This window comes from Streptomyces sp. NPDC048172, from assembly GCF_043202595.1.
Lineage (GTDB): Bacteria > Actinomycetota > Actinomycetes > Streptomycetales > Streptomycetaceae > Streptomyces.
The window spans coordinates 1,034,059-1,055,620 of sequence record NZ_JBIDAT010000002.1; the positions used below are offsets into that span (position 1 = coordinate 1,034,059).

25 protein-coding genes are annotated in these 21,562 nt (G+C 72.6%); 13 read left to right on the forward strand and 12 right to left on the reverse strand.

All coding sequences use genetic code 11. The features are described from left to right. Positions 1–81 precede the first annotated feature (81 nt). Both ACGF3A_RS13340 and ACGF3A_RS13345 read left to right on the forward strand, forming a co-directional pair. Positions 82–807 carry a response regulator transcription factor gene (locus ACGF3A_RS13340; protein ID WP_393728964.1) on the forward strand — a complete coding sequence of 242 codons (726 nt, stop codon included), beginning with the start codon at positions 82–84 and terminating at the stop codon, positions 805–807. Positions 808–946: 139 nt separating this feature from the next. After that, complete coding sequence (locus ACGF3A_RS13345) at positions 947–2,983, forward strand: sensor histidine kinase (protein WP_393728966.1); 2,037 nt, start codon at positions 947–949, stop codon at positions 2,981–2,983. Here the strand turns inward: ACGF3A_RS13345 and ACGF3A_RS13350 are convergent. Then, positions 2,965–3,174 carry a hypothetical protein gene (locus ACGF3A_RS13350; RefSeq protein WP_393728968.1) on the reverse strand — a complete coding sequence of 70 codons (210 nt, stop codon included), beginning with the start codon at positions 3,172–3,174 and terminating at the stop codon, positions 2,965–2,967. The two genes, ACGF3A_RS13345 and ACGF3A_RS13350, sit on opposite strands and share 19 nt — an antisense overlap. Positions 3,175–3,300: 126 nt before the next feature. On the opposite strand from ACGF3A_RS13350, the gene ACGF3A_RS13355 reads away from it, so the two are divergent. From ACGF3A_RS13355 to thpR, 3 genes are read left to right on the forward strand one after another with little or no spacing between them, the layout of a single operon-like run. Continuing rightward, on the forward strand, positions 3,301–3,750 hold the full coding sequence (locus ACGF3A_RS13355) for a MarR family winged helix-turn-helix transcriptional regulator (protein WP_393728970.1): 450 nt from the start codon (positions 3,301–3,303) through the stop codon (positions 3,748–3,750). Positions 3,751–3,786: 36 nt separating this feature from the next. Next, the gene (locus ACGF3A_RS13360) at positions 3,787–5,190 is read left to right on the forward strand and encodes an MFS transporter (protein ID WP_393728972.1); all 1,404 of its coding nucleotides are present in this window, start codon (positions 3,787–3,789) and stop codon (positions 5,188–5,190) included. Positions 5,191–5,209: 19 nt separating this feature from the next. Further along, complete coding sequence (gene thpR, locus ACGF3A_RS13365) at positions 5,210–5,791, forward strand: RNA 2',3'-cyclic phosphodiesterase (RefSeq protein WP_393728974.1); 582 nt, start codon at positions 5,210–5,212, stop codon at positions 5,789–5,791. Between the two features lie 140 nt (positions 5,792–5,931). Here the strand turns inward: thpR and ACGF3A_RS13370 are convergent, their stop codons facing one another. From ACGF3A_RS13370 to ACGF3A_RS13385, 4 genes are all read right to left on the reverse strand, one after another. Continuing rightward, on the reverse strand, positions 5,932–6,303 hold the full coding sequence (locus ACGF3A_RS13370) for a fic family toxin-antitoxin system, toxin component (protein ID WP_393728976.1): 372 nt from the start codon (positions 6,301–6,303) through the stop codon (positions 5,932–5,934). Next, on the reverse strand, positions 6,300–6,536 hold the full coding sequence (locus tag ACGF3A_RS13375; protein WP_393728978.1) for a plasmid mobilization protein: 237 nt from the start codon (positions 6,534–6,536) through the stop codon (positions 6,300–6,302). The genes ACGF3A_RS13370 and ACGF3A_RS13375 overlap by 4 nt, the downstream gene beginning before the upstream one ends. A 70-nt stretch (positions 6,537–6,606) precedes the next feature. Beyond that, positions 6,607–7,605 (reverse strand): aldo/keto reductase, encoded by a 999-nt coding sequence (locus ACGF3A_RS13380; RefSeq protein ID WP_393728980.1) that lies wholly within the window; start codon positions 7,603–7,605, stop codon positions 6,607–6,609. Between the two features lie 65 nt (positions 7,606–7,670). After that, complete coding sequence (locus tag ACGF3A_RS13385) at positions 7,671–8,609, reverse strand: virginiamycin B lyase (protein ID WP_393728982.1); 939 nt, start codon at positions 8,607–8,609, stop codon at positions 7,671–7,673. A 97-nt stretch (positions 8,610–8,706) separates the two neighbouring features. Between ACGF3A_RS13385 and ACGF3A_RS13390 the strand changes: the two genes are divergently transcribed. Further along, positions 8,707–8,931 (forward strand): hypothetical protein, encoded by a 225-nt coding sequence (locus tag ACGF3A_RS13390; RefSeq protein WP_393728984.1) that lies wholly within the window; start codon positions 8,707–8,709, stop codon positions 8,929–8,931. Here the strand turns inward: ACGF3A_RS13390 and ACGF3A_RS13395 are convergent. After that, positions 8,910–9,608, reverse strand: coding sequence for a GDSL-type esterase/lipase family protein (locus ACGF3A_RS13395; RefSeq protein ID WP_393728986.1), 699 nt, complete (start codon positions 9,606–9,608; stop codon positions 8,910–8,912). The two genes, ACGF3A_RS13390 and ACGF3A_RS13395, sit on opposite strands and share 22 nt — an antisense overlap. A 58-nt stretch (positions 9,609–9,666) precedes the next feature. Between ACGF3A_RS13395 and ACGF3A_RS13400 the strand changes: the two genes are divergently transcribed. Continuing rightward, the gene (locus ACGF3A_RS13400) at positions 9,667–10,743 is read left to right on the forward strand and encodes a hypothetical protein (RefSeq protein ID WP_393728988.1); all 1,077 of its coding nucleotides are present in this window, start codon (positions 9,667–9,669) and stop codon (positions 10,741–10,743) included. Here the strand turns inward: ACGF3A_RS13400 and ACGF3A_RS13405 are convergent. Further along, the gene (locus ACGF3A_RS13405) at positions 10,676–11,506 is read right to left on the reverse strand and encodes a TetR/AcrR family transcriptional regulator (RefSeq protein WP_393728990.1); all 831 of its coding nucleotides are present in this window, start codon (positions 11,504–11,506) and stop codon (positions 10,676–10,678) included. The genes ACGF3A_RS13400 and ACGF3A_RS13405 overlap by 68 nt on opposite strands. Positions 11,507–11,612: 106 nt before the next feature. On the opposite strand from ACGF3A_RS13405, the gene ACGF3A_RS13410 reads away from it, so the two are divergent. Both ACGF3A_RS13410 and ACGF3A_RS13415 read left to right on the forward strand, forming a co-directional pair. Next, positions 11,613–12,590 (forward strand): ATP-binding cassette domain-containing protein, encoded by a 978-nt coding sequence (locus ACGF3A_RS13410; protein ID WP_393728992.1) that lies wholly within the window; start codon positions 11,613–11,615, stop codon positions 12,588–12,590. Beyond that, complete coding sequence (locus ACGF3A_RS13415; protein WP_393728994.1) at positions 12,587–13,396, forward strand: ABC transporter permease; 810 nt, start codon at positions 12,587–12,589, stop codon at positions 13,394–13,396. The genes ACGF3A_RS13410 and ACGF3A_RS13415 overlap by 4 nt, the downstream gene beginning before the upstream one ends. Before the next feature lie 106 nt (positions 13,397–13,502). Here ACGF3A_RS13415 and ACGF3A_RS13420 read toward each other — a convergent pair whose 3' ends face one another. Further along, the gene (locus tag ACGF3A_RS13420; RefSeq protein ID WP_393728996.1) at positions 13,503–13,895 is read right to left on the reverse strand and encodes a hypothetical protein; all 393 of its coding nucleotides are present in this window, start codon (positions 13,893–13,895) and stop codon (positions 13,503–13,505) included. Positions 13,896–13,940: 45 nt separating this feature from the next. Next, positions 13,941–15,059, reverse strand: coding sequence for a phosphoserine transaminase (gene serC, locus ACGF3A_RS13425; protein ID WP_393728998.1), 1,119 nt, complete (start codon positions 15,057–15,059; stop codon positions 13,941–13,943). 132 nt (positions 15,060–15,191) lie between these two features. On the opposite strand from serC, the gene ACGF3A_RS13430 reads away from it, so the two are divergent. Further along, a complete protein-coding gene (locus tag ACGF3A_RS13430; protein WP_393729127.1) occupies positions 15,192–15,560 on the forward strand; it encodes an MmcQ/YjbR family DNA-binding protein in 369 nt (122 codons plus the stop codon). Beyond that, complete coding sequence (locus ACGF3A_RS13435) at positions 15,557–15,868, forward strand: hypothetical protein (protein WP_393729000.1); 312 nt, start codon at positions 15,557–15,559, stop codon at positions 15,866–15,868. The genes ACGF3A_RS13430 and ACGF3A_RS13435 overlap by 4 nt, the downstream gene beginning before the upstream one ends. Here the strand turns inward: ACGF3A_RS13435 and ACGF3A_RS13440 are convergent. Continuing rightward, positions 15,825–16,775: a LysR family transcriptional regulator gene (locus ACGF3A_RS13440; RefSeq protein WP_393729002.1), complete on the reverse strand. Its 951-nt coding sequence runs from the start codon at positions 16,773–16,775 to the stop codon at positions 15,825–15,827. The genes ACGF3A_RS13435 and ACGF3A_RS13440 overlap by 44 nt on opposite strands. A gap of 97 nt (positions 16,776–16,872) precedes the next feature. Between ACGF3A_RS13440 and ACGF3A_RS13445 the strand changes: the two genes are divergently transcribed. Both ACGF3A_RS13445 and ACGF3A_RS13450 read left to right on the forward strand, forming a co-directional pair. After that, positions 16,873–17,793, forward strand: coding sequence for an NAD-dependent epimerase/dehydratase family protein (locus ACGF3A_RS13445; RefSeq protein ID WP_393729004.1), 921 nt, complete (start codon positions 16,873–16,875; stop codon positions 17,791–17,793). 13 nt (positions 17,794–17,806) lie between these two features. After that, positions 17,807–18,727 carry an aldo/keto reductase gene (locus ACGF3A_RS13450; protein ID WP_393729006.1) on the forward strand — a complete coding sequence of 307 codons (921 nt, stop codon included), beginning with the start codon at positions 17,807–17,809 and terminating at the stop codon, positions 18,725–18,727. Here ACGF3A_RS13450 and ACGF3A_RS13455 read toward each other — a convergent pair. Together ACGF3A_RS13455 and ACGF3A_RS13460 are read right to left on the reverse strand one after the other, a co-directional pair. Continuing rightward, positions 18,665–19,939, reverse strand: a complete 1,275-nt coding sequence (locus tag ACGF3A_RS13455) for a methyltransferase domain-containing protein (protein ID WP_393729008.1) — start codon at positions 19,937–19,939, stop codon at positions 18,665–18,667. The two genes, ACGF3A_RS13450 and ACGF3A_RS13455, sit on opposite strands and share 63 nt — an antisense overlap. Beyond that, positions 19,905–21,071: a methyltransferase domain-containing protein gene (locus tag ACGF3A_RS13460; RefSeq protein ID WP_393729010.1), complete on the reverse strand. Its 1,167-nt coding sequence runs from the start codon at positions 21,069–21,071 to the stop codon at positions 19,905–19,907. Before ACGF3A_RS13460 ends, ACGF3A_RS13455 begins: the two co-directional genes overlap by 35 nt. Positions 21,072–21,562: the final 491 nt, after the last annotated feature.

Genomic DNA, 21,562 nt, shown 5'->3' on the forward strand with positions numbered 1-21,562 from the left:
CCGGTGGCCGCTCGATGAGCCCTGGCCCGGAGCCGCCCCTGAACGGCCCCGAAAGGAACAGACGTTCCTAGACTCGCCGTCATGAACGCGCACGTGGTGGTCGCCGAGGACGACGAGGGACAGGCCGAGCTGATCCGCCGCTACCTGGACCGCGAGGGGCACACGGTGACCGTCGTCCACGACGGCCGGGCGGCCCTCGAAGCCCTGCGGCGGCACCGGCCCGACCTGCTCGTGCTGGACGTGATGATGCCGCGCGTGGGCGGGTTCGACGTGTGCCGGATCGTACGGTCCGAGGAGGCGCTGGCCGATCTGCCGGTGCTGATGCTGACCGCCCGCTCCACCGAGGACGACCTGCTGCTCGGGCTCGACCTGGGCGCCGACGACTACATGACGAAGCCGTTCAGCCCCCGCGAGCTGACGGCGCGCGCCCGGTCGCTGCTGCGCCGGGGCGAGCGCCGGGCGCGACCGGAGCCCGAGGCCTCGGCCGCGCTGTGCGCCGGGCCGCTGGCGGTCGATCCCGCGCGACACGAGGTACGGGCGCACGACCGCCGCATCGAGTGCACGCCCGGCGAGTTCCGGCTGCTGGAGGTGCTCGTGGAGCGGCCGGGGCAGGTGTTCACGCGCGCGCAGATCCTGGAGCGGCTGCACGGCTTCGACGGGTACATCACCAGCCGGACGGTCGACGTGCACGTCATGAACCTCCGCAAGAAGATCGAGGACGACCCGCGCCACCCCCGCACCCTGCTGACGGTCTACGGCGTCGGCTACAAGCTCGCCGACCCGGCCGTCGGCGAGGAGGGCCGGTGAGGCCCCCGGTCCGGCGGTCCGCGCGGAGACCCGCGCCGGAGCCCGGCGTTCCGCCGCGCGGCGCCGCCGCATACGTCATGGGGCTTCGCGCACTGCGGACGGTCCGCGCGGCAGGGGCGGCGGGCCGGTGAGGCGCGCGGTGGGGCGACCGGCCCCGGAGTCCGGCGTCCCGCTGCGCCGCAGCCTGCTGCTGCGGCTGCTCGCGGTCTCCGCGCTGGTCTCCGTCTGCTCGGTCGCGGCGACCGGCTGGGTGGTCGTGCGGACGACGGCGGTGGCGATCAGCGAGGAGCGCGGCCAGGCCCTCGCCGACGACGCGCGGATCTACGACGCGCTGCTCGGCCACGCCGCCGCGCACCCGGACTGGGACGGCGCCGGTCCCCTCGTCGGCCGGCTCGCGGCCCGTACGGGGCACCGCGTCGTGCTGCTCGACAAGGCCGGGCGCGCGGTGGCCGACTCCGACCCGGAACCGGAGCGTCCGTACCGGCCGCCGGACCGGCCCACGGCGGTCGTCGACCCGCTCGCCGTCGACCCCCAGCTGCTGCCGGAGGGCGCGGCGGACGGGATCGACCCGCGCGCGGTGGGCCCGTTCCGGCTGCCCGAGGCCGAGCGCACCCGCCTGCGTACCTACGCGAAGCGGGTGGCCGAGTGCCGGACCGCCGCGCGGGGCGTACGGGCGCGGGTCGAGGTCGGCCCGAGCGGACGGCCCCGGGTCGTCACGTCCCGTACGGAACCGTCCGGCACGGAACCTTCCGGGGCGCCGACCGAGGGCGGCGTGCCCAAGGTGCCGGCCGAGCCCTCGGGCGAACCGTCGGGCAGGCCGGTCACGGCGGCGCCGACCGACGTGCCGTCCAGGCCGCCCGAGGCGCCGTCGAAGGCGCCCGCGCCCGCGCCGCCGGGCACCGGGGGCGTGCGCTGCTCGGACGAGCGGCTCGACGAGCCCACCCCCACCGAGGCCAAGGCGCTCAAGGCGCTCAACTCCCTGGTGAATGCCTGCCTGTCGCGGCGCGGCGAGCCCGGCGTCCGGCTGGAGCTGGACGGGAGCTGGCAGCCGACGCGGGTGCGCGACGACGCCCGCTCCCCGCGCGCCGCCTCGTGCCTCGCCACCAGCCGCAGCCAGCAGCTCGCCTCGTACGTGGCGCCCGCCGTGCGGCTCTACGTCGGCAGCACGGGCCGTACCGCCTCGACCTTCTTCGACCTCTCGCCGGGCAACAAGCTGCGGATCGCCGGGGGCGCGGCGCTGGTGCTGGTGGTGACGGTGGCGGTGACCGCGCTCGCGGGCGTACGGCTGGTCAGGCCGCTGCGGACGCTGACGCGGGCCGCGCGGCGGATGGAGGAGGGCGATCTCGCGGCGCGCGTGGAGGTGGCGGGCGGCGACGAGATCGCGCGGCTGTCGGCGGCCTTCAACGCGATGTCGGCGCGCCGCGCCCAGCTCGAAGCCGCGCGCAAGGCGATGACCAGCGACGTCGCGCACGAGCTGCGGACGCCGCTGAGCAACATCCGGGGCTGGCTGGAGGCCGTGGAGGACGGCCTCGCCGACCCCGACCCCGAGCTGGTCTCCGCACTGCTGAGCCAGGCCCTGCTGCTCCAGCACGTCATCGACGACCTGCGGGACCTGGCGGAGGCGGACGCGGGCGAACTGCGGCTGGAGAAGGAGCGGGTGGAGGTGGCGGAGCTGCTGCGCGCGACCGCCGTCGCGCACCGCGCCGCGGCCGAGGCGGCGGGCGTGACGCTGACGGTCGCGGAACCCGGCGAAGGCGCGGGGGCGGGGACGGGGGCGGGGGCCCCGGAGCTGGACGCCGACCCCGTACGGCTGCGCCAGGCGGTCGGCAACCTCGTCTCGAACGCCGTCCGGCACACGCCCGCGGGCGGCACGGTGACGCTGTCGGCCCGGTGCGAGGGCGGGGAGGCGGTGCTGGAGGTCGCGGACACGGGGACGGGCATCGCGCCCGGCGAACTGCCGCACGTCTTCGACCGGTTCTGGCGCGCGGAGAAGTCCCGCGGCCGCAGAGGCGGCGGCAGCGGGCTGGGCCTGGCCATCGTCCGCAAGCTCGCGGAGGCGCACGGGGGCACGGTCACGGCGGCCAGCACGCCGGGACGGGGCTCGGTGTTCGCCCTGCGCCTCCCGCTCCCGACGGGGGAGTGCGGGGAACGCGGGGCTCAGGCCGAATGCCCGTAGAACCGCTCGGTCTCCTCGACGGCTGTCTGGAACCGTTCGTCGAAATCGTCGCGGACGAGCATGCGGACCACGTAGTCCTGGACGCTCATTCCGCGCTTGGCGGCGTGCTCGGAGAGACGGGTGAAGAGCGCGCTGTCTATCCGCAGGCTCAGCACCTTGGAGTCGGGAGAGTGCGAGGTTGACGCGGTCACCCCACCAAGGTCCACGCCAGACCCCTTGAGTTGTCCTGGGAATGTGCGCCGTCTCACCCGTACGTGTGAGATACGGGCCGTAAACCTGGTGGTCTTTAGGCGCAGTAATGAGTTACTCTAAATAACATGCCGGAACAGCCCCCCGACACTCCCGACACCGCTGACGCCGCCGCGGTCAACGCGCTGCGCTCTGCCGTGATGCGCCTCTCCCGACGGCTCAAGCACCAGCGGGTCGACGAGTCGCTGAGCCCCACGGAGATGTCCGTGCTCGGCACCCTCGCCCGCTGCGGCTCGGCCACCCCGAGCGAGCTGGCGCGCAAGGAGCACGTGCAGCCGCCGTCGATGACCCGGATCGTGGCGATGCTGGAGGCCAAGGGGCTGGTCAGGCTCGAAGCGCACCCGGAGGACCGCCGCCAGAAGGTGGTCACCCAGACCGAGCAGGCCGAATCCATGCTCGCCGCCGCCCGCACGAAGCGGAACGCGTGGCTGGCCGAGCTCGTCGCCGAGCTGGACGAGGACGACTGGGCGACGCTGCGCGCCGCCGCGCCCGTGCTGGAGAAACTCGCGCATCTGTAAGAAGCAAGACGAAAGAGCCGAGGAGGCGAACCCCCTGTGAGTACGGGCAACGGAGCAGACTCCGCACCCGCACCCCGTCACACCACCACGACCAAGACCCCCGCTGCCCAAGGTCCCGCCAAGACCTCGATGTTCAGCTCGCTGCGGATCCGTAACTACCGGCTCTTCGCGGGCGGCCAGGTCGTCTCCAACACCGGCACCTGGATGCAGCGCATCGCCCAGGACTGGCTGGTCCTGAGCCTCACCGGCTCCTCCACGGCCGTCGGCATCACCACGGCCCTCCAGTTCCTCCCCCTGCTGCTCTTCGGGCTGTACGGCGGCGTGATCGCCGACCGCTGCTCCAAGCGCATGCTGCTGCTGATCACCCAGACCATGATGGGCCTGACCGGGCTCGCGCTCGCCGCGCTGACGCTCTCCGGGCACGTCCAGGCCGGTCACATCTACGCGCTCGCGTTCGTCCTCGGCCTGGTCACCGTCGTCGACAACCCGGCGCGGCAGACCTTCGTCTCCGAGATGGTCGGCCCCGACCAGATACGGAACGCGGTCGCGCTCAACTCGGCGAACTTCCAGACGGCCCGCATCACCGGGCCCGCCGTCGCCGGTCTGCTGATCTCGGCCGTCGGCAGCGGCTGGGCGTTCCTCTTCAACGGGCTCTCCTTCGTCGCGCCCCTCGTCGCGCTGCTGCTGATGCGCACCGGCGAGCTGACGCCCAGCGAGCGCGCGCCGCGCAGCAAGGGCCAGCTGCGCGAGGGCCTGAACTACGTCCGTACGCACCCCGAGCTGCTGTGGCCCATCGTCCTCGTCGGGTTCATCGGCACCTTCGGCTTCAACTTCCCCATCTGGCTGACCGCGTTCACCGACAAGGTCTTCGAGGCGGGCCCCGGCACGTACGCGCTGCTCAACTCGCTGATGGCGGTCGGCTCCGTGGCCGGTGCGCTGCTCTCCGCGCGCCGCGGGCACTCCCGGATGCGGCTGATGGTCGGCGCCGCGCTGCTCTTCGGGGTGCTGGAGATGGCCGCCGCGCTCTCGCCGTCGTACTGGATCTTCGCCGCGCTGATGGCCCCGATCGGCATCGTCGGCCTGACCTTCAACGTCACGGCGAACGCCAGCGTCCAGATGGCCTCCGACCCCGTGATGCGGGGCCGGGTGATGAGCCTGTACGTGATGGTCTTCATGGGTGGCACGCCCATCGGCGGACCGATCATGGGCTGGGTCACCGACACGTACGGTCCCCGGATCGGCTTCGTGGCGGGCGGGCTGATCTCGGCCGCGATCGCGGTCGTCGTCGCGCTGGTCCTCGGGCGCCTCGCGGGCCTGAAGCTCGCGGTCGACCTGCGCCCTGGCCACCCGCACGTCCGCTTCGTGCCGACGGCGGCGACCGCGGCGGCGACGGCGCGCTCGCACGAGCGTGAACGGGAGCCGGTCGCCGAGGCGGCGTAGGAGACCGCATCCTGTCCCGATGAGACTCTTCGCCGCCGTCCTGCCGCCGGACCCCGTCGCCGACGAACTCGCCCGTGCCGCCGAGGGCTTGCGCGCCCTCCCCGGCGCGGGCGAGCTGCGCTGGACCGAGCGCGCGGGATGGCACTTCACCCTCGCCTTCTACGGCGAGGTGGAGGACCCGGAGACGCGCGAGGAACTGCGCGAACGCCTCGCCCGCGCCGCCCACCGCGCCGCGCCCCTCACGCTGCGGCTCGCGGGCGGCGGCCGGTTCGGCGACCGGGCGCTGTGGGCGGGGCTCGGCGAGGGCAGCGACCGCGAGCCCCTGAAGCGGCTGGCCGGAGCCGCTGCCGCCGCCGGACGCCGCTCGGGGCTGACCATGGACGAGCCCCACGGCCCCTTCCGCCCCCACCTCACCCTCGCCCGCGTCCGCCGCTCGGACCCGGTGGACCTGCGCCCGTACGTCGAGGCCCTCGGCCCCTTCACCGGCACCTCCTGGACGGCGGACCGCCTCACCCTGGTCCACAGCCGCCTGCCGGTCTCGGGCCAGGAGGGCGAGAAGCCCCGCTACGAGCCGCTGACCAGCTGGCCCCTGGGTGAGTGACCCCTCACCACGGCGCCGCCCGGCACCCGGCTACCGTTGTCGGTGTGAATGCCAAGACCAGAATGCGCGTGGTGACGGCCACGCTTCTGCTCCTCTTCGTCGTCGTGATCCTCGCCTCGGCCCTGGGCGGCAACTGAGAGCTAGATCTCGGTCCAGCGTGTGAGCCGTTCGGCGATGGCCCGGACACCGGCTGCGCCGGGTCGGATGTCCGCCATCAGCTCACGCAACTCGTCCGGTTTCGGGCGCAGGCGCATGCCGTTCGCCATCAGGAAGGCCCTGGCGGCGGCGAAGCCGAATGTGCGGTTGCTGTGCTCCAGCGGTTCGAGGAGGACGATCGTCTGGAGCAGGGCGGCGGCCTTGAGCGGCGTGGAGCCGTAGACCTCGTAACCGAACGCCTCGGCCGCGGTCCGCTCGGCGGCGACCACGAGTGCGCCGTAGTCGTCCGCCTGCGGATCGCCAGGGAGCTGTTCCGCCGCCCAGAGGAGCTGGCGGAAGTCGAGGTGGTGGGTCACGCGGCCTCGGTCCCCTTCTGGGGTGGCAACGCCTCGATGTCCGCCTCGGCCAGGACATCGCCGTACAGCTCCAGCGATTCGGTGAACGCCTCCTTGAAGCGCTCCTCGAACTCGTCCCGCTGGAGTGACCGCACGACGTAGTCCTGGACGGTCATGCCTCGCTCCTGGGCCCGCTCCTTCACCGACTCAAGGGTCTCGCTGTCTATGCGCACGCTGAGCATCCTGGTAGCCATGCGCCCATGCTTGCACAATGTCTGCCCAGGTCAAAAGGGGAGCGTCACCTTCGAGTGAGGCCCGTCGGGGCTACCAGGCGAAGGCCTCCGGGGAGGGGCCCGGGCCGGGGAAGAGGGTTTCCAGGGTGGTGAGGAGCTCTTCCGGGAGGGTCAGGTCGACCGCGCGGAGGGCCGAGTCGAGCTGGGCGCTCGTGCGGGGGCCGACGATGGGGCCCGTGACGCCGGGGCGGGTCAGGAGCCAGGCGAGGGCGATCTCGCCGGGGTCGAGGCCGTGCTTGTCGGCGAGTGCCTCGTACGCCTCGATCTGCTCGCGGACCTGCGTGTGGGCCAGCGCGTCCGCGGCGCGGCCCGAGGCGGAGCGGCCCTTGCCGCCCTCGCGGGACTTGCGCAGGGCGCCGCCCAGCAGTCCGCCGTGCAGCGGGGACCAGGGGATGACCCCCAGGCCGTACGACTGGGCGGCGGGGACGACCTCCATCTCGGCGCGGCGCTCGGCGAGGTTGTAGAGGCACTGCTCGCTGACCAGGCCGTACGAGCCGAGGCGGGCCGCCGTCTCGTTGGCCTGGGCGATGTGCCAGCCCGCGAAGTTGCTGGAGCCCGCGTAGAGGACCTTGCCCTGCTGGACGAGGACGTCGAGGGCCTGCCAGATCTCCTCCCACGGCGTGTGCCGGTCGACGTGGTGGAACTGGTAGAGGTCGATGTGGTCGGTCTGGAGCCGGCGCAGGCTGGCCTCGGCGGCGCGGCGGATGTTCAGCGCCGAGAGGCGGTCGTGGTTGGGCCAGGGCGAGGCGCCGTCGGGCGCCATGTTCGCGTAGACCTTGGTGGCGAGGACCGTCTTGTCGCGGCGGTCGCCGCCCTTCGCGAACCAGTTGCCGATGATCTCCTCGGTGCGGCCCTTGTTGTTGCCCCAGCCGTAGGCGTTGGCGGTGTCGAAGAAGTTGACGCCCGCGTCGAGCGCCGCGTCCATGATCGAGTGACTGTCGGCCTCGTCCGTCTGCGGCCCGAAGTTCATGGTGCCGAGGACGAGGCGGCTGACCTTGAGCCCGGTGCGTCCTAGCTGCGTGTACTCCATGGCCGTCACGCTAGGCGCTTCGAGTGGGCTCCAGGCAAGGGGCGCGCTCCGCCGATGTCACCTGTTCAACGTTCCAGGCGGGCCACCGCGCCCGTCTCCAGGGCCGCCCAGACCGCGCCGTCCGGGCCGACCGTGAGCCCGTGCGGCTCGGAGGCGGGGGACGGCAAGGGGTATTCGGTGATCGCGCCGTCGGGCGAGACGTGGCCCAGCCGGTTGCCGCCCCACTCGGTGAACCAGCAGCCGCCGCCCGGCGCCGGGTCCGCGACGATCGCGTGCGGCCTGGCCGTACGGTCGGGGAGCGGGAACTCGCGTATCCGGCCGTCGCCGGGGCCGTCCTCCGCCGCGATGCGGCCCACCGCGCCCGCGCCGATCTCCACGAACCACAGCGCCCCGTCCGTCCCGCACGCGATCCCGACGGGCGCCGCGCCCGGCGTGGGCAGCGGGTGGAGGGTGATCCGGCCGTCCACGGTGATCCGGCCGACCGCGTTGCCCTGGTTGAGGGTGAACCACAGCGCGCCGTCCGGGCCCTGGACGATCGCCGAGGGGTACGTGCCGGAGGAGGGCAGCGGGAACTCGGTGACCTCGCCGTCCGGGGTGATCCGGCCGATCCGGTCCCGGTTCATCTCGGTGAACCACAGGGCGCCGTCGGGGCCCGCCGCGATCCCGTAGGGCCCGCTGTCCGGCTCGGGCAGGGAGAAGGACTCGGCGGTGCCGCGCGTCGTGATCCGGCCGAGGCGGTGGTCCTGGAAGCGGGTGAACCACAGCGCGCCGTCCGGCCCCGGCGTGATCACGGTGGGCCCGCAGGCCCGGGAGTCCAGCGGGAACGTGCGCGTCTCGGCGCCGGTCTCGTCGCCCGGGACGAGCCGGGCGATCTCGCCGCTGTGGACCAGGGTCAGCCACAGCGCGCCGTCGGGCCCGCACGCGATCCCGTACGGACCGGAGGCCGCGCCTCCGACCGGGTACTCGCGTACGGCGGCGGTGCCGGGCTGCTGCGGCGACTGCATGGGACTGGTCCTCTCCGGTGCGTACATCGTGCCGGGATCGCGCGGGGCGGGCGTTCGACGCCGCGCGGTATCGCGGCGACTGAGGCAGTGTGGGCGCATGGAACACGAATTGCGAGCGGAATACGAGGAAGGGGTCTCGCCGGGGGAGCGGGACGCCAAGGTCAAGATCTGGCACGTGGTGCGGCTGGACGGCACCACGGCCATGTGCGGGCGCGACCTGGACCCCGCCTCGGCGACGCAGTCCAGCGAAGCGTGGGGCACACCGCAGGGCGAGCCGCTCTGCCACAGCTGCGGCGCGCTCTATCTGCGCGAGGTGCCCTGACGTTCCCCGTGCCCCTCGCGGACGTACGGGCCGCCGACGTCCCAGCCCTGGTGCAGCGCCTCCGCGAAGGCGGCGGCGATCCGGTGCTCGCCCTCGGACGAGGGGTGCGTGCCGTCGTACGTGTCGCGGTCGAGGTCCCAGTCGTGGGGCGGGGAGGCGAGCAGCAGGGGTGAGCGCGGCTCGGAGAGGTCGGCCGCGGTCTTGGCCAGCAGTTCGTTGAAGTGCGCGCACTCGGCGCCGAACGCGGGGTCGGAGGCGGCGCGGACGTTGGGGATGACCGGCAGCAGCACGGCGCGCAGCCGCGGCGCGGCGGCGCGGGCCCCGTCGAGGAAGCGGCGGACGTGCTCGACGGTCTGTTCGGCGTCCGTGTAGAAGCCGAGGTCTATCAGTCCCAGCGAGACCAGCAGCGTGTCCGCCTTGTGCGCGCGGACGGCGTCCCCGACGACGGGCGCCAGGTGCTGCCAGCCCTCGCCCCACCCGGCGAGATGGCCGCGGGCCTTCTCGGGGAACGCGGGCTCGGCGTAGTCGAGGGAGTCCTCGTGCAGCGCGGTGCGCGGCCCGACGATACGGAACGGCCCGCCGTACGTACGGCACAGGTGCCGCCACATCCGGTACCGCCAGGTGTAGTCGCCGGCGGCGCCGATGGTCATCGAGTCGCCGACGCAGAGAACGCGCATCCCCACATCCTTGTGGATCACGCTCTGAGCTGCACCGTGATGCTGGACACTGGAGGGCATGTCTGTGGGGTCGCGTGTGCGTGCTGTCGCTGTCGCCGGGGTGGCCGGTGCCGCCGGTCTGGCCGGTGTGACCGGTCTGCTGCTGACGGGGGCGCCCCCGGCCGCGGCCGACACCCCCGACAGCTTCACGATCGAGGACGAGCGGATCACCGAGTCCAGCGGCCTCGCCGCCAGCCGCGCCCACAAGGGCGTCTACTGGACGCACAACGACTCCGACGACGGCCCGTACGTGTACGCGGTCGACGGCCGTACGGGAAAGACGGTCGCCACCGTCACGCTGCGCGGCATCGACCCGCGCGACGTCGAGGCGGTCTCGGTCGGCCCGGACGGCGACGTCTTCGTCGGGGACATCGGCGACAACTTCAACGGCCGCTGGCCCGAGGTGTGGATCTACCGCTTCCACGAGCCCGAGCGGCTCAAGGGCAACATCTCGGTCACCCCTACGCGTTACACGGTGAAGTACGACGACGGGCCGCGCGACGCCGAGTCGCTGATGGTCCACCCGAAGACCGGCCGGGTCTACCTCACCAGCAAGAGCGACGAGGGCAAGGGCGGGATCTACGAGGGCCCGGGGAAGCTGACGGCGGGCGGCGTCAACACGTTCCGCCGGATCGCGGACACGAAGGTCTACGCGACGGACGGCGCGTTCTCGCCCGACGGCACCCGGCTGATGCTGCGCAGCTACTTCAGCGGCGAGATCTTCCGCTGGAAGGACGGCACGGAGCCGGAGAGCCTCGGCACGGTGCCCGTGCCGCTCCAGCGGCAGGGCGAGTCGGTGACGTTCACGCCCGACGGGCGGACCCTGATGTTCGGCTCGGAGGGCGCGAACAGCGAGGTCGAGCCGGTCGAGCTGGAGGGCCAGCGCCGCCCGGAGAGCGTCATCCGCGCGGAGCGGAGCGGCGAGGACGGCAAGGGCGGCGGCGCCTCGTCCGGCGCCTCGTCCGGGGCCGGTGGCGGCGACGGCGAGGGCACGGACCGGGACGGCGGGAAGGTCGTGATCGGCGGCGTCACCTTCGCGGTGGCTCTGGGCCTGTGGCTGGGGCTGCGCCGTCTCTTCCGGCGCGGCTCGCGATGAGCGCGGCGAAGCCGTCGAGCAGGGCCCCCAGGCCGAAGCGCATGAGCTGCTCGCCGGTCGCCGCGAACGAGTCCTCCGGCAGCGCCTCCATCAGCGGGAACGCGCCGTCCCGCATCGCCCGCTCCACGTAGGGCCCCTGGGTGTTCCAGAACTCCTCGTCCGTCACCCCTGACTGCTGCGCGGCCTGCTGGTAGAGCACGTGGGAGCGCGCGGCGCCCGTCACCAGGTTGTCGATCGCGACCAGGAGCCCGACCTGCTCCTGGCCGCTGAGCCCGAGCCCCTCCAGGGCCTCCAGGGCGTATTCGAAGCCCGCCATGGAGTTGGGGCCCAGGATCGGGCGGGCCTGGTTGACCTGGAGGATCCAGGAGTTCGTGGTGTAGAGGGTCCAGGAGGACTCCGCGATGAACTCCATCGTGGCCCGCCAGCCCAGGCCGCGGCTCTCCTCCAGCTCCTCCACGGGCCCGTTGACGTGGTCGACCATCAGGTCGATCAGCTCGCCCTTGCCCGGCACGTACCGGTACAGCGACATGGTGCCGACGCCCAGCTCGCCCGCGACCTTGCGCATGGAGAGGGCGCCGAGCCCCTCGCGGTTGGCGAGGTCGATGGCGGTGACGACGATCCGTTCGAGCGTGAGCCCCGGTTTGGGGCCGCGCGCGGGCCGCGGTCTCTCCCCGCCGCTCCACAGCAGGTCGAGGCTGCGCTTCAGCCGGGCGAGGCCCTCGTTGTCCGGGCCGTCTGCACTGTCTGCGGAGTCCGTCGTCATGGTGCCGCCATCCTAAATTCCCTTGCGGCGATCTGCGTAGGGTGTACGCTCTTTCATATGGGTACAGCGTACTCAATTTTATGGGCGGGACGAAGAGGGAGGGCACGTGGGTGAGCACTCGATCCTCGCCGAGGGGCTCCGGAAGACGTACGGGGACAAGCGGGCGCTGGACGGATTCGACCTGGCGGTGCCCCGCGGCACCGTGCACGGGCTGCTGGGGCCGAACGGGGCGGGCAAGACCACCGCGGTCCGCATCCTGACCACGCTCGTCCGGCTCGACGGGGGCAGGGCGCGCGTCGGCGGCTTCGACGTGAGCGCCGAGCCGCGCCGCGTGCGCGGCAGCATCGGACTGACGGGGCAGAACGCGGCGGTGGACGAGATCCTCACCGCCCGGCAGAACCTGGAGATGTTCGGCCGCCTCTTCCACCTCGGCACCGCGCGGGCACGGGCCCGCGCCGGGGAGCTGCTGGAGCGGTTCAGCCTCACGGAGGCCGCCGACAAGCAGCCCAAGGACTTCAGCGGCGGCATGCGGCGCCGCCTCGACCTGGCGTCCAGCATGATCCTGGCGCCCGAGGTGCTCTTCCTCGACGAGCCGACGACGGGCCTGGACCCGCGCGGGCGCAGCGAGGTCTGGGAGGCGGTGCGCGGCCTCACCGAGAGCGGCACGACCGTCCTGCTGACCACGCACTATCTGGACGAGGCCGACAAGCTCTCCGACCGCATCACCGTCATCGACCGGGGGCGGAACGTCACGGAGGACACCCCCGCCGGGCTCAAGCGCGCCATCGGCGGCGACCGCGTCGAGGTCGTGGCCGCCGAGGCCGTCGACCTCCCCGCCGTCGTCAAGACCGTCGCCCGGGTGGCGGCGGGCGGCGTGGAGCCGGAGACCGAGGCGGAGGAGCTGCGGGTGCACGCGCCCGTGACCGACGGGGTGCCCGCGCTCACGGAGGTCGCGCGCGCCCTCCAGGAGGCGGGCGTCGCCGTCGAGGACATCGGGCTGCGCCGCCCGACGCTGGACGAGGTCTTCCTGACCCTGACCGGCAGCCGTACGGACGAAGCCGAGAAGAAGGAGAGCACGCCATGAGCACGTCGGCCCCGGAACGGCGGCTGTACTGGGCGGCGGCCGACTGCTGGACCATCGTCCGCCGCGACCTCACCCACCTCGTGAAGCAGCCGTCCCTGATCGCCTGGCAGCTCGGCTTCCCCATCGTCTCCGTGCTGCTCTTCGTCTACGTCTTCGGCAGCGCCATGGACGTCGGCGAGGGCGTGGAGTACAAGGACTTCGCGCTGCCCGGCATGTTCGCGATGACCATGGCCTTCGGCTTCATGAACACCGCCATGGCCGTCGTCGTCGACAAGGAGCGGGGCGTCACCGACCGCTTCCGCTCGATGCCGATGGCGCCCTCGGCGGTCGTCACGGGCCGCGGCGTCTCCGACGTGCTGCACGCCGCGCTGGACCTCGCGGTGCTGGCCGGTATCGCCCTGGTCGTCGGCTGGCGCTCGGACGGCTCGCTGCTGGAGACGCTCTACGCCTTCGTGCTGCTGCTGCTCCTGCGGTTCTCGCTGATCTGGATCGGCGTGCTGCTGGGGCTGGTGACGCCGAACCAGGAGGCGGCGGGCAACCTCTTCGCGGTGGCCTTCCCGTTCGGCATGATCTCCAGCGTCTTCACGCCGCCGTCCGCGATGCCGGACTGGCTGGGAGCCGTCGCCATGTGGAACCCGGTGTCCGCGACGGCGAACGAGATCCGGGAGCTGTACGGCAACCCGTTGCCGGTCGGGGACTCCTGGATCGAGCAGAATTCCGGGTTGATGGCCGTGGTGTGGCCGGTGATCATCACCGCGGTCTTCTTGCCGCTGGCGGTACGGAAGTTCCAACGCCTGAGCAAGTGACGGTTGCTGCTGTGCCGAGCAGGGGCTGCCCCTTGCCGTGCGTCGCGGGCTGCCGCCCGGTGGCCGGCTGGGCGCGCAGTTCCCCGCGCCCCTGGTTGGTGCCCTCTTATTCGCCGACGAGGCGGAGCTCGTAGTGGACGGGTCTGCTCAGTCGTACCGCGCACCAGAAGGGGACGGCCAGGCCCTGGGTGAGGGGGTGGCGGCGGGCGAGGCGGGCGGCCGCGTGCCGCGCCTCGGCGCCCTCCAGGCGGCGGGCCCGGGCCTTCACGGGGGCGCCGTTCGGGGTGCCGCCGAGGGTGGCCGGGGTGATCTCGACCTCCGGGTAGCGGGCGAGATGGGCGTTCCGGCTGTCCCGGCCGGACGTACGGACGTACGCGCGATCGCCCTCGACGGCGATGCCGGAGACGTGCCCCACGGGGGTGCCCTCGCGCGCGTACGTCGTCAGGCGCACCCTGCGCTCACGGGCGAAGATCCGGAGGCCGGTGGTGGGAGTGCTCATGCGTGCCGGGTACCCGGCACGCATGAGCGGGATGCCCGAAAGGGGTCAGAGTCGCTCGATCACGTAGTCGACGCAGGCCGTGAGGGCCTCGACGTCCGCGGGCTCGATGGCGGGGAACATCGCGACGCGCAGCTGGTTGCGGCCCAGCTTGCGGTAGGGCTCGGTGTCCACGACGCCGTTGGCGCGCAGGGCCTTGGCGACGGCCGCCGCGTCCACGCTGTCGTCGAAGTCGATCGTGCCGATGACCTGCGAGCGCTGCGCCGGGTCGGTGACGAACGGGGACGCGTGCGGCGACTTCTCCGCCCAGCCGTACAGCCGCGAGGACGAGTCGGCGGTGCGCTTGACCGCCCAGTCCAGGCCGCCCTGGCCATTGATCCACTCCAGCTGGTCGTTGAGCAGGAAGAGCGTGGAGAGCGCCGGGGTGTTGTACGTCTGGTTCTTGCGCGAGTTGTCGATCGCCGTCTGGAGGTCGAAGAACGCCGGGATGTGGCGGTCGGAGGCGGCGATGCGCTCGGCGCGCTCGACCGCGGCGGGCGAGAAGACCGCGATCCACAGGCCGCCGTCGGCGGCGAAGGACTTCTGCGGCGCGAAGTAGTAGACGTCGGTCTCGGCGATGTCGACGGGCAGGCCGCCCGCGCCGGACGTGGCGTCGACCACGACGAGCGCGCCCTCGTCGGCGCCCTGGACGCGCTTCAGGGGCATCGCGACACCGGTCGAGGTCTCGTTGTGCGTCAGCGCGTAGACGTCGATGCCGCTCTCGGCGTGCGCGGCGGGGTGGGTGCCCGGGTCGCTCTTGACGACGCTGGGCTCGCCGAGCCAGGGCGCCTGCTGGGCGGCCTTGGCGAACTTGGAGGAGAACTCGCCGAACGACAGGTGCTGGGACCTGGCGTCGATGAGGCCGTGGGTCGCCACGTCCCAGAAGGCGGTCGAACCGCCGTTTCCGAGCACCACCTCGTAACCCTCGGGGAGCGAGAAGAGCTCCCGCACGCCGTCCCGCACCCTGCCGACCAGGTCCTTGACCGGGGCCTGGCGGTGGGAGGTGCCGAGGAGTGACGTGCCGGTGGCGGCCAGGGCGCTGAGCGCCTCCGTACGCACCTTGCTGGGACCCGAGCCGAAACGACCGTCGGCGGGCTTGATGTCAGCGGGAATCTCGAGATCAGCCACGCGGGCAGCCTAGCCGCCAGGACTCTGTCCTATGCCTGGAGTCCACCGCGTGAGATGAGGGCCACTCTCGGTGATCATCCGCCGACGGGAGGGTGTCGGTGCCCGGTCCTACGATTGGGCGCCATGAGCGCCATGACCGCACCCCGCCCGGGACCCGACGACGTGCGCCGCATCTCCCTCTCCTTCCCGGAGACGAAGGAGGTGACGGCCTGGAGCATGCCCACCTTCCGGGTCGCGGGAAAGATGTTCGTGACGATGCCGGACGACGAGTCCTCGTTCGCGGTGCGCTGCCCCCGGCTGGAGCGCGAGGAGCTCATCAAGGCCGAGCCGGAGAAGTTCTGGGTCCCGCCGCACGAGTTCTCGTCGAACTGGGTGCGGGCCCGGCTGGCGGCCCTGGAGGACATGGCCGAGCTGCGCGACATGCTCCTCGACTCCTGGCAGCAGGCGGCGCCGCCGCGACTGCTGGAGGCGTGGCCTGAGCTGCGGGTGGGCGCGGAGTGACCGCGGACCGGCCCCGCCGTGACTACGAGGTCCTGTACGGCTCCTCGCTCGTCGGCCATCTGTCGGACGTCGAGGTGGACCAGCCGTGGTTCGTCTGCCGGTTCGAGCCGGGGGAGGGCTGGGCCGAGGTGAGCGCGCTCTACGCGGCCCAGGAGGAGGCCAGGCGGCAGGGCTTCCCGCCCGAGCTGGTGGGGGCAATCGCCGCGGTGCGGGAGCTGGGGGTCGAGTTGCGTCCTGTCCGAGGGGGCGAGCTGATCAGGCCCTTCATGCTCTACCTCTCGGAGGACGGGGCGAGCTTCCGGTACTGACGGTGCTGAGCGCGGCGGCCTGCTCCCGGAGCGCCCGTACCAGGGTCGCGGTCCGGGGGCGGTCCGCGTGGCGGGTGAGGGTGAGGACGCCGAGGTGGCGGGCCGGGGCCGGGGCGGCCAGGGGGACGGTGCGCAGGCCCGCGACCGCGGGGGTGTGCGCGAGGGAGGGCACCAGCGAGACGCCGAGGCCCGAGGCGACGAGGGTGCGGGCGAAGAAGTAGTCGGTGGTCGTGCCCCGTATCTCCGGCGCGAACCCGGCGCGCTCGGCGTAACGCCGCAGGTACGCCTCGGTCTTGAGGCAGCCCAGCACCCAGGGCTCGGATGCCAGCTCGGCGAGGTCGAGCGTCTCGCGGGCCGCCAGCGGGTGGTCCTCGGGCAGGACCGCGTGCAGCGGGTCCTCCATGAGCGGGGTCCACCGCACGCCGGGGCGCGGGCCCTGGCCGTCCGGCAGGGGGCCGTCGAAGTGGTAGGCGAGCGCGAGGTCCGCCGCGCCCTGGCGCACCAGCGGAACGCTCTGCTCCGGCTCGCCCTCCCTGACGTGGAGCACGGTGTCGGGGTGGGCCGCCGTGAGCCGGGCGAGGGCGCCGGGCAGCAGGACCCGGCCGCCGGTGGTGAACGTGGCGACGGTGAGCTGCGCGCGTCCCGTGCCGAGCCGGTCGATCCGCCGCCGGGCGTCCTCCAGTTCGGCCGCCACCGACTCGGCGGCGCCGACCATGATGCGCCCGGCCTCGGTGAGGGTGACCCCGCGCGTGCTGCGCGCGACGACCTCGGTGCCGACGCTGCGCTCCAGCGCCGCCATGTGCTGGGAGACGGCCGAGGGGGTGAGGTGGAGGGCGGCTGCCGCACGGTTGAAGCTGCCGTGCTCCGCGACCGCGCGCAGGACGCGGAACCGCTGGACGTCCATCAACAGTTTTCCTTCATACGGCGTCAGTAGGTCGGCACTTCTGCTGGCGACCGTAGCTCGCCACGATGAACACATGAACCCGACGGATCGAGTGCATCGAGTGAAGAGGATCTGTGTCATCGGCGGCAGCCGGTACATCGGCAAGCACCTCGTCGAGCGGCTGCGCGACGCCGGACACCACGTCACCGTGGTCAACCGTGGCTCCACCGCGCCGCCCGAGGGCGTCGACCACCTCGTCGCCGACCGCGACGACGAGGCGGCGCTGACCGGGGCGCTGGGCTCGCGGGAGTTCGACGTGGTCATCGACCAGGTCTGCTACACGCCCGTGCAGGCGGCCATGGCGGCCCGCGTCTTCCGGGGCCGGACCCGGCGCTACGTGATGACGTCCACCATCGAGGTGTACGACCCGGCGAGCGCGGCGCTCCCGCCCGTACCGCCCGGCGTGCCCGTGCCGGAGGAGCAGGTGGCCCCGGCCGACTGGGCCGTGAGCATGGACCTGCCCTGGCACGACGAGGCCTACCTGGATGACCACTACGGCGAGGGCAAGCGGCAGGCGGAGGCCGTCTTCACACGGCAGGCCGGCTCCCCCTTCGCGACGGTACGCAGCGCGCACGTACTCGGCGGCGGCGCACGGGAGTTCACCGGACGCCTCGCGCACTACGTCACGCGCGTCGCCCGGGGCGAGGAGATCCTGGTGCACGACGAGGCGCTTCCCACGGTCTTCGTCCACCATGAGGAACTGGCGGACCTGCTGGCGTGGGCGGCCACGGACACCGACTTCACCGGCCCGCTGAACGCCTGTTCCGACGGCCTGCTCGACGTGCGCGAGTTGGCCGCCGCCGTGGGCGAAGGGCTCGGCCGCGAGCCCCTCTACCGGACCGTCGCGGCGGGCGAGTCGGCCTCACCGTTCTCGTACGACCGTCACTACGCCATGAGCAACGCCCGCGCCAAGAGCCTGGGTTTCGCCTTTTCCCGCACGGCCGAGTGGCTGCCGGGCGCCGTTGCCGAAGCCGTAGCGTAAGGGGCTGGACCGCATGCCGTACCTGCACTTGCACTCACACTCGCACCGCACCATCGGAGACACCGCCGTGAGCCCCATCGGGCTCGGCGCCATGCCGCTGTCCATCGAGGGGCGGCCGGACGAGGAGCGCGCGGTGGCCACGGTGCACGCCGCCCTCGACGCGGGCGTCACCCTCATCGACACCGCCGACAGCTACCACTGGCATGCGGACGAGACCGGCCACAACGAGCTGCTCGTGGCCCGCGCCCTCGCGAGCTACGGCGGCGACACCTCCCACGTCCTGGTCGCCACCAAGGGCGGACGCGGGCGCCCCGGGGACGGAAGCTGGACCGTCGACGCCGGGCCCGAGCGCCTGAAGCAGGCCGCAGAGGCGTCGGCGCGACGGCTCGGCGTCGAGGCGATCGGCCTCTACCAGCTCCACAAGCCGGACCCGTCCGTGCCCTGGTCCGACTCCGTCGGCGCGCTGCGCGAACTGCTGGACGCGGGCACGATCCGCGCCGCGGGGATCTCCAACGCCGACACCGGCCAGATCCGCGAGGCGCGCGCAATCCTTGGCGACGACCTCGTCTCCGTACAGAACCGGTACTCACCCGCCGTACGCGACAGCGAGCCCGAACTGCGCCTGTGCGCGGAACTGGGCCTGGCCTTCCTGCCCTGGAGCCCGCTCGGCGGCATCTCCCGCAGCTCCCTCGAAGGCCCTACGGGGCCCCCGGCCGCGGCCGAGGGCACGCCCTTCCACCGCGTCGCGGCAGCCCACGGCGCCAGCCCGCAACGCGTCGCCCTGGCCTGGCTGCTGGCCCGTTCACCCGTGGTCGTCCCGGTCCCGGGAGCCAGCCGCCCGGAGTCGATCCGCGACTCGGCCGGTGCGGCATCACTGGCCCTGAGCACCGAGGAGCTGGCACTGCTGGAGGCCGCGCTGCCGGGCGGCGCCTGACGCGCGCCGAGCACTCGGACCGGCGCGGCGAAGGCACGTGCCCAGCCGTCCGTCAGGACCCGGAGTCGCACAGTCGCACAGGCCCCGGACCAGCGCCTCCCACCCGGAACGGTCATGTGACGGTGTTCGCGGGTCGTCCAGCCATACCCGCTGGCCGTCGGCGCCGACTGACAGCCCGAACCGGTGGCGCTCCGGTCCACCCAGGTCGTGCCACCGCAGGAACGCCGCCCGCACCTCGTCCCACAGCGCCCGTGGCCCGTACTGCTCCACCTCGTACGTCTCCGCATGCGGCGTGTACTCCACGGTCGCCCACGACTTCCGGTCGTCGGAGAAGAGCCACAGGGTGGCTTCGCCGCTGCCGTCTACCGCCTCGCACCATCGGTACCACGCGTCGGTGACGGTCAGGCCCGTGAAGAACGCGGGGCCGTCCTGGATGACGTTCCGCGGCTCGATGCCGGTCGTTCCCTTCTCGCCCTCCTCGCGGCCGTATAGGTCTACGATGCGTCCCGCTCCGGCCCGTTGAGTGCGGTCCCACATGAAGGCCGGGTAGCCGGAGAACGTGCCGTGCGCCTCACCGTCCGCCACGTCCAGCGTGGCGTACGAGCCGCTGAAGAAACTGCTGCCCCAGGGCGTGACGATCCGGCCGTCGGGACACTGCGCCAGCCAGGCGCGCGGGATCTCGCGCACGGTGCACGTACAGATGACGCGGCAGTACGGCGCCCCTTCGGCGTACCCCTCGTACCCGTTGCCGACCACCACGGTCGGCCGGAACCCGGCGTGCTTCAGATTCTCCTCCGCCCCGGCTGCGATCACCGGGTCGAGCTCCACGCTGAACACCCGCCGGTCACCGAGCCGGTGGGCCAGCCACGCCGTGTTGAATCCCGTTCCGGTGCCGATCTCCAGCACGGTGTCCGTGTCCTGGACTTCGAGCAGTTCCAGCATTTCGAGCATGATCGACGGCATCGAGGAGGACGAGGTGGGCAGCCGGAACGCTCCTGGATCCGTCTCCTTCCCGTCGTTCACCTGGGTGACCACGGGAACATCGCTGTAGACGGTCCGGAGCCAGGCCTCGGGGTCGGCGCTGAAGTCGCCTCCCTCGAAGACCTCGGGAATGAACAGGGCCCGGTCCACCGAGGCCACGGCGTCCCGCCACGCCGCCGGGAGTGCCCCTTCGCCCTCAAGGGCGCGGACGAGTTTGCGTTGCGTCGTCATGGGCCCTCGCATTCTGTGTGCCGTCGCTCGTGACGGTCAGGCTCAGGCGCTCGTACGAGGGGCGACCCTGGCCGTCCCACCAGCGGAAGGCGCTCTCCACTTCGTCCCACAGGCGGCGCGGCCCGGACTGGTGGACGTCTCCGCTGGGGAACGCGGCGACGGCCCAGGACTTGTCGGTGAGCCCGTAGAACCAGAAGGCCGTCGTGCCGTCCGTCTGCCGGTGCACCGTGTGCGCGCACGCCGGTACGCGGAGGCCGATGGCGAAGCCGGCCACGTCGTACGGGTCGCCGTCGCCCAGGTCGTCCGCCGTCAGCCTGGTGGACGTCCGGGTGGCGTCTCCGGGGAAGTCGGGGACGTACGCGGCGTGCGGGGGCTGACGCAGGCGCTGGGAGCGGGCCTTCATGAACTGCGCCGGGCCCGTGAAGCGGCCGGACGCCGACGTGCCGTCGGCACTGACGACGAGACGGACGAGGGCGTCCTGACTGCTGTAGTCGGTGCCCCACGGAGCGAGGATGACCCCGCCCGGCCGTGCCTGCTCCAGCCACGCGGCGGGGATCTCGCGCAGTCCGCAGGTGGCGATGATCCGGTCGTACGGCGCCCCTTCGGGGCACCCCTTGAGGCCGTCGGCGGCACGTACGTTCGGGGCAAGCCCCGCGCCACGCAGTGCGGTTCGCGCGCGAGCGGCCACGGCCTCGTCGACCTCGACGCTCGTGACGCCGCGGCTGCCGAACCGGTGGGCGAGGAGCGCGGCGCTCCAGCCCGTGCCGGTGCCGATCTCCAGGATCCGCATGCCCGGGCGCGCTTCGAGCTGGTCCAGCATGCGGGCCACGACGCTGGGCATCGACGCCGAGCTGGTGGAGACCCGGCCCGGCCCGCTGCCCGTATGGCCGCCGTCGTCCCACTGGGTGACGAGCGGGACGTCGGACTCGGCCCAGCGCTGCCACGCGTCGGGGTCCTCGGCTCGGTCGGCGACCGAGTAGGTGCCGCTCTCCTGGCGAAACGGCCAGACCCGATCGGGCAGGAACCCGGCGCGGGGGACGGCGGTGAAGGCCGCTGCCCAGTCGTCCGACAGGACCCCGGAGCCGCGCAGGTCACGGACCAGCGTCTGCCAGCCGAGAGAGGTCCCGGTCACTTGCGCCGCCCCCCGTCTCCGGGCGGCGGACCGCTGTCGGGGTGCGGCGGCGGGGGCGGCGGTGGGGGCTCGATGGGCGCGGGGTCGCCCTTGTGGGTGCCAGTCACGATCGATCTCCTTCAGGTCGATTCCCGGTCAGGGACTGTTGCCGTACGTGAGCGCTGTTCCGGCATCGAGGGCATTCGCAGACGGGCCATCGCTCGGAAGCGAGCGGCTTGCATGCGTCGTACGGGATGGTCCTGTCGGACGCGAACCGGGCCGTACGGCTGCCGTCGCGTGCGTGGTAGACGCGGAGTGTGAGCGCGGGCTTGTCGTCCGTCACGCGGAGTTTCCCTCCGTCATGCCCTCATGGCTGGGAGCTGATGGAACGTGACGTTATGCGGCGGGAGTTGGGAGTCGCGGGGAATATTCTTGATTATTCTCTCGTGACACCCGGTAATGCCTCGACATTCCTCTGTGACCCCGGACAGTCTTGCTGCGCGGGGATCCAC

Bases quoted from the DNA above. Each gene is read 5' to 3' on its own strand.
- ACGF3A_RS13415 (WP_393728994.1), top strand. From the start codon at position 12,587: ATGAGCACGTCGGCCCCGGAACGGCGGCTGTACTGGGCGGCGGCCGAC.
- ACGF3A_RS13400 (WP_393728988.1), top strand. From the start codon at position 9,667: ATGTCTGTGGGGTCGCGTGTGCGTGCTGTCGCTGTCGCCGGGGTGGCC.
- ACGF3A_RS13355 (WP_393728970.1), top strand. From the start codon at position 3,301: ATGCCGGAACAGCCCCCCGACACTCCCGACACCGCTGACGCCGCCGCG.
- ACGF3A_RS13390 (WP_393728984.1), top strand. From the start codon at position 8,707: ATGGAACACGAATTGCGAGCGGAATACGAGGAAGGGGTCTCGCCGGGG.
- ACGF3A_RS13340 (WP_393728964.1), top strand. From the start codon at position 82: ATGAACGCGCACGTGGTGGTCGCCGAGGACGACGAGGGACAGGCCGAG.
- ACGF3A_RS13450 (WP_393729006.1), top strand. From the start codon at position 17,807: ATGCCGTACCTGCACTTGCACTCACACTCGCACCGCACCATCGGAGAC.
- ACGF3A_RS13420 (WP_393728996.1), bottom strand. From the start codon at position 13,895: ATGAGCACTCCCACCACCGGCCTCCGGATCTTCGCCCGTGAGCGCAGG.
- ACGF3A_RS13380 (WP_393728980.1), bottom strand. From the start codon at position 7,605: ATGGAGTACACGCAGCTAGGACGCACCGGGCTCAAGGTCAGCCGCCTC.
- ACGF3A_RS13430 (WP_393729127.1), top strand. From the start codon at position 15,192: ATGACCGCACCCCGCCCGGGACCCGACGACGTGCGCCGCATCTCCCTC.
- thpR (WP_393728974.1), top strand. From the start codon at position 5,210: ATGAGACTCTTCGCCGCCGTCCTGCCGCCGGACCCCGTCGCCGACGAA.
- ACGF3A_RS13405 (WP_393728990.1), bottom strand. From the start codon at position 11,506: ATGACGACGGACTCCGCAGACAGTGCAGACGGCCCGGACAACGAGGGC.
- ACGF3A_RS13375 (WP_393728978.1), bottom strand. From the start codon at position 6,536: ATGGCTACCAGGATGCTCAGCGTGCGCATAGACAGCGAGACCCTTGAG.
- ACGF3A_RS13455 (WP_393729008.1), bottom strand. From the start codon at position 19,939: ATGACGACGCAACGCAAACTCGTCCGCGCCCTTGAGGGCGAAGGGGCA.
- ACGF3A_RS13395 (WP_393728986.1), bottom strand. From the start codon at position 9,608: ATGCGCGTTCTCTGCGTCGGCGACTCGATGACCATCGGCGCCGCCGGC.
- ACGF3A_RS13385 (WP_393728982.1), bottom strand. From the start codon at position 8,609: ATGCAGTCGCCGCAGCAGCCCGGCACCGCCGCCGTACGCGAGTACCCG.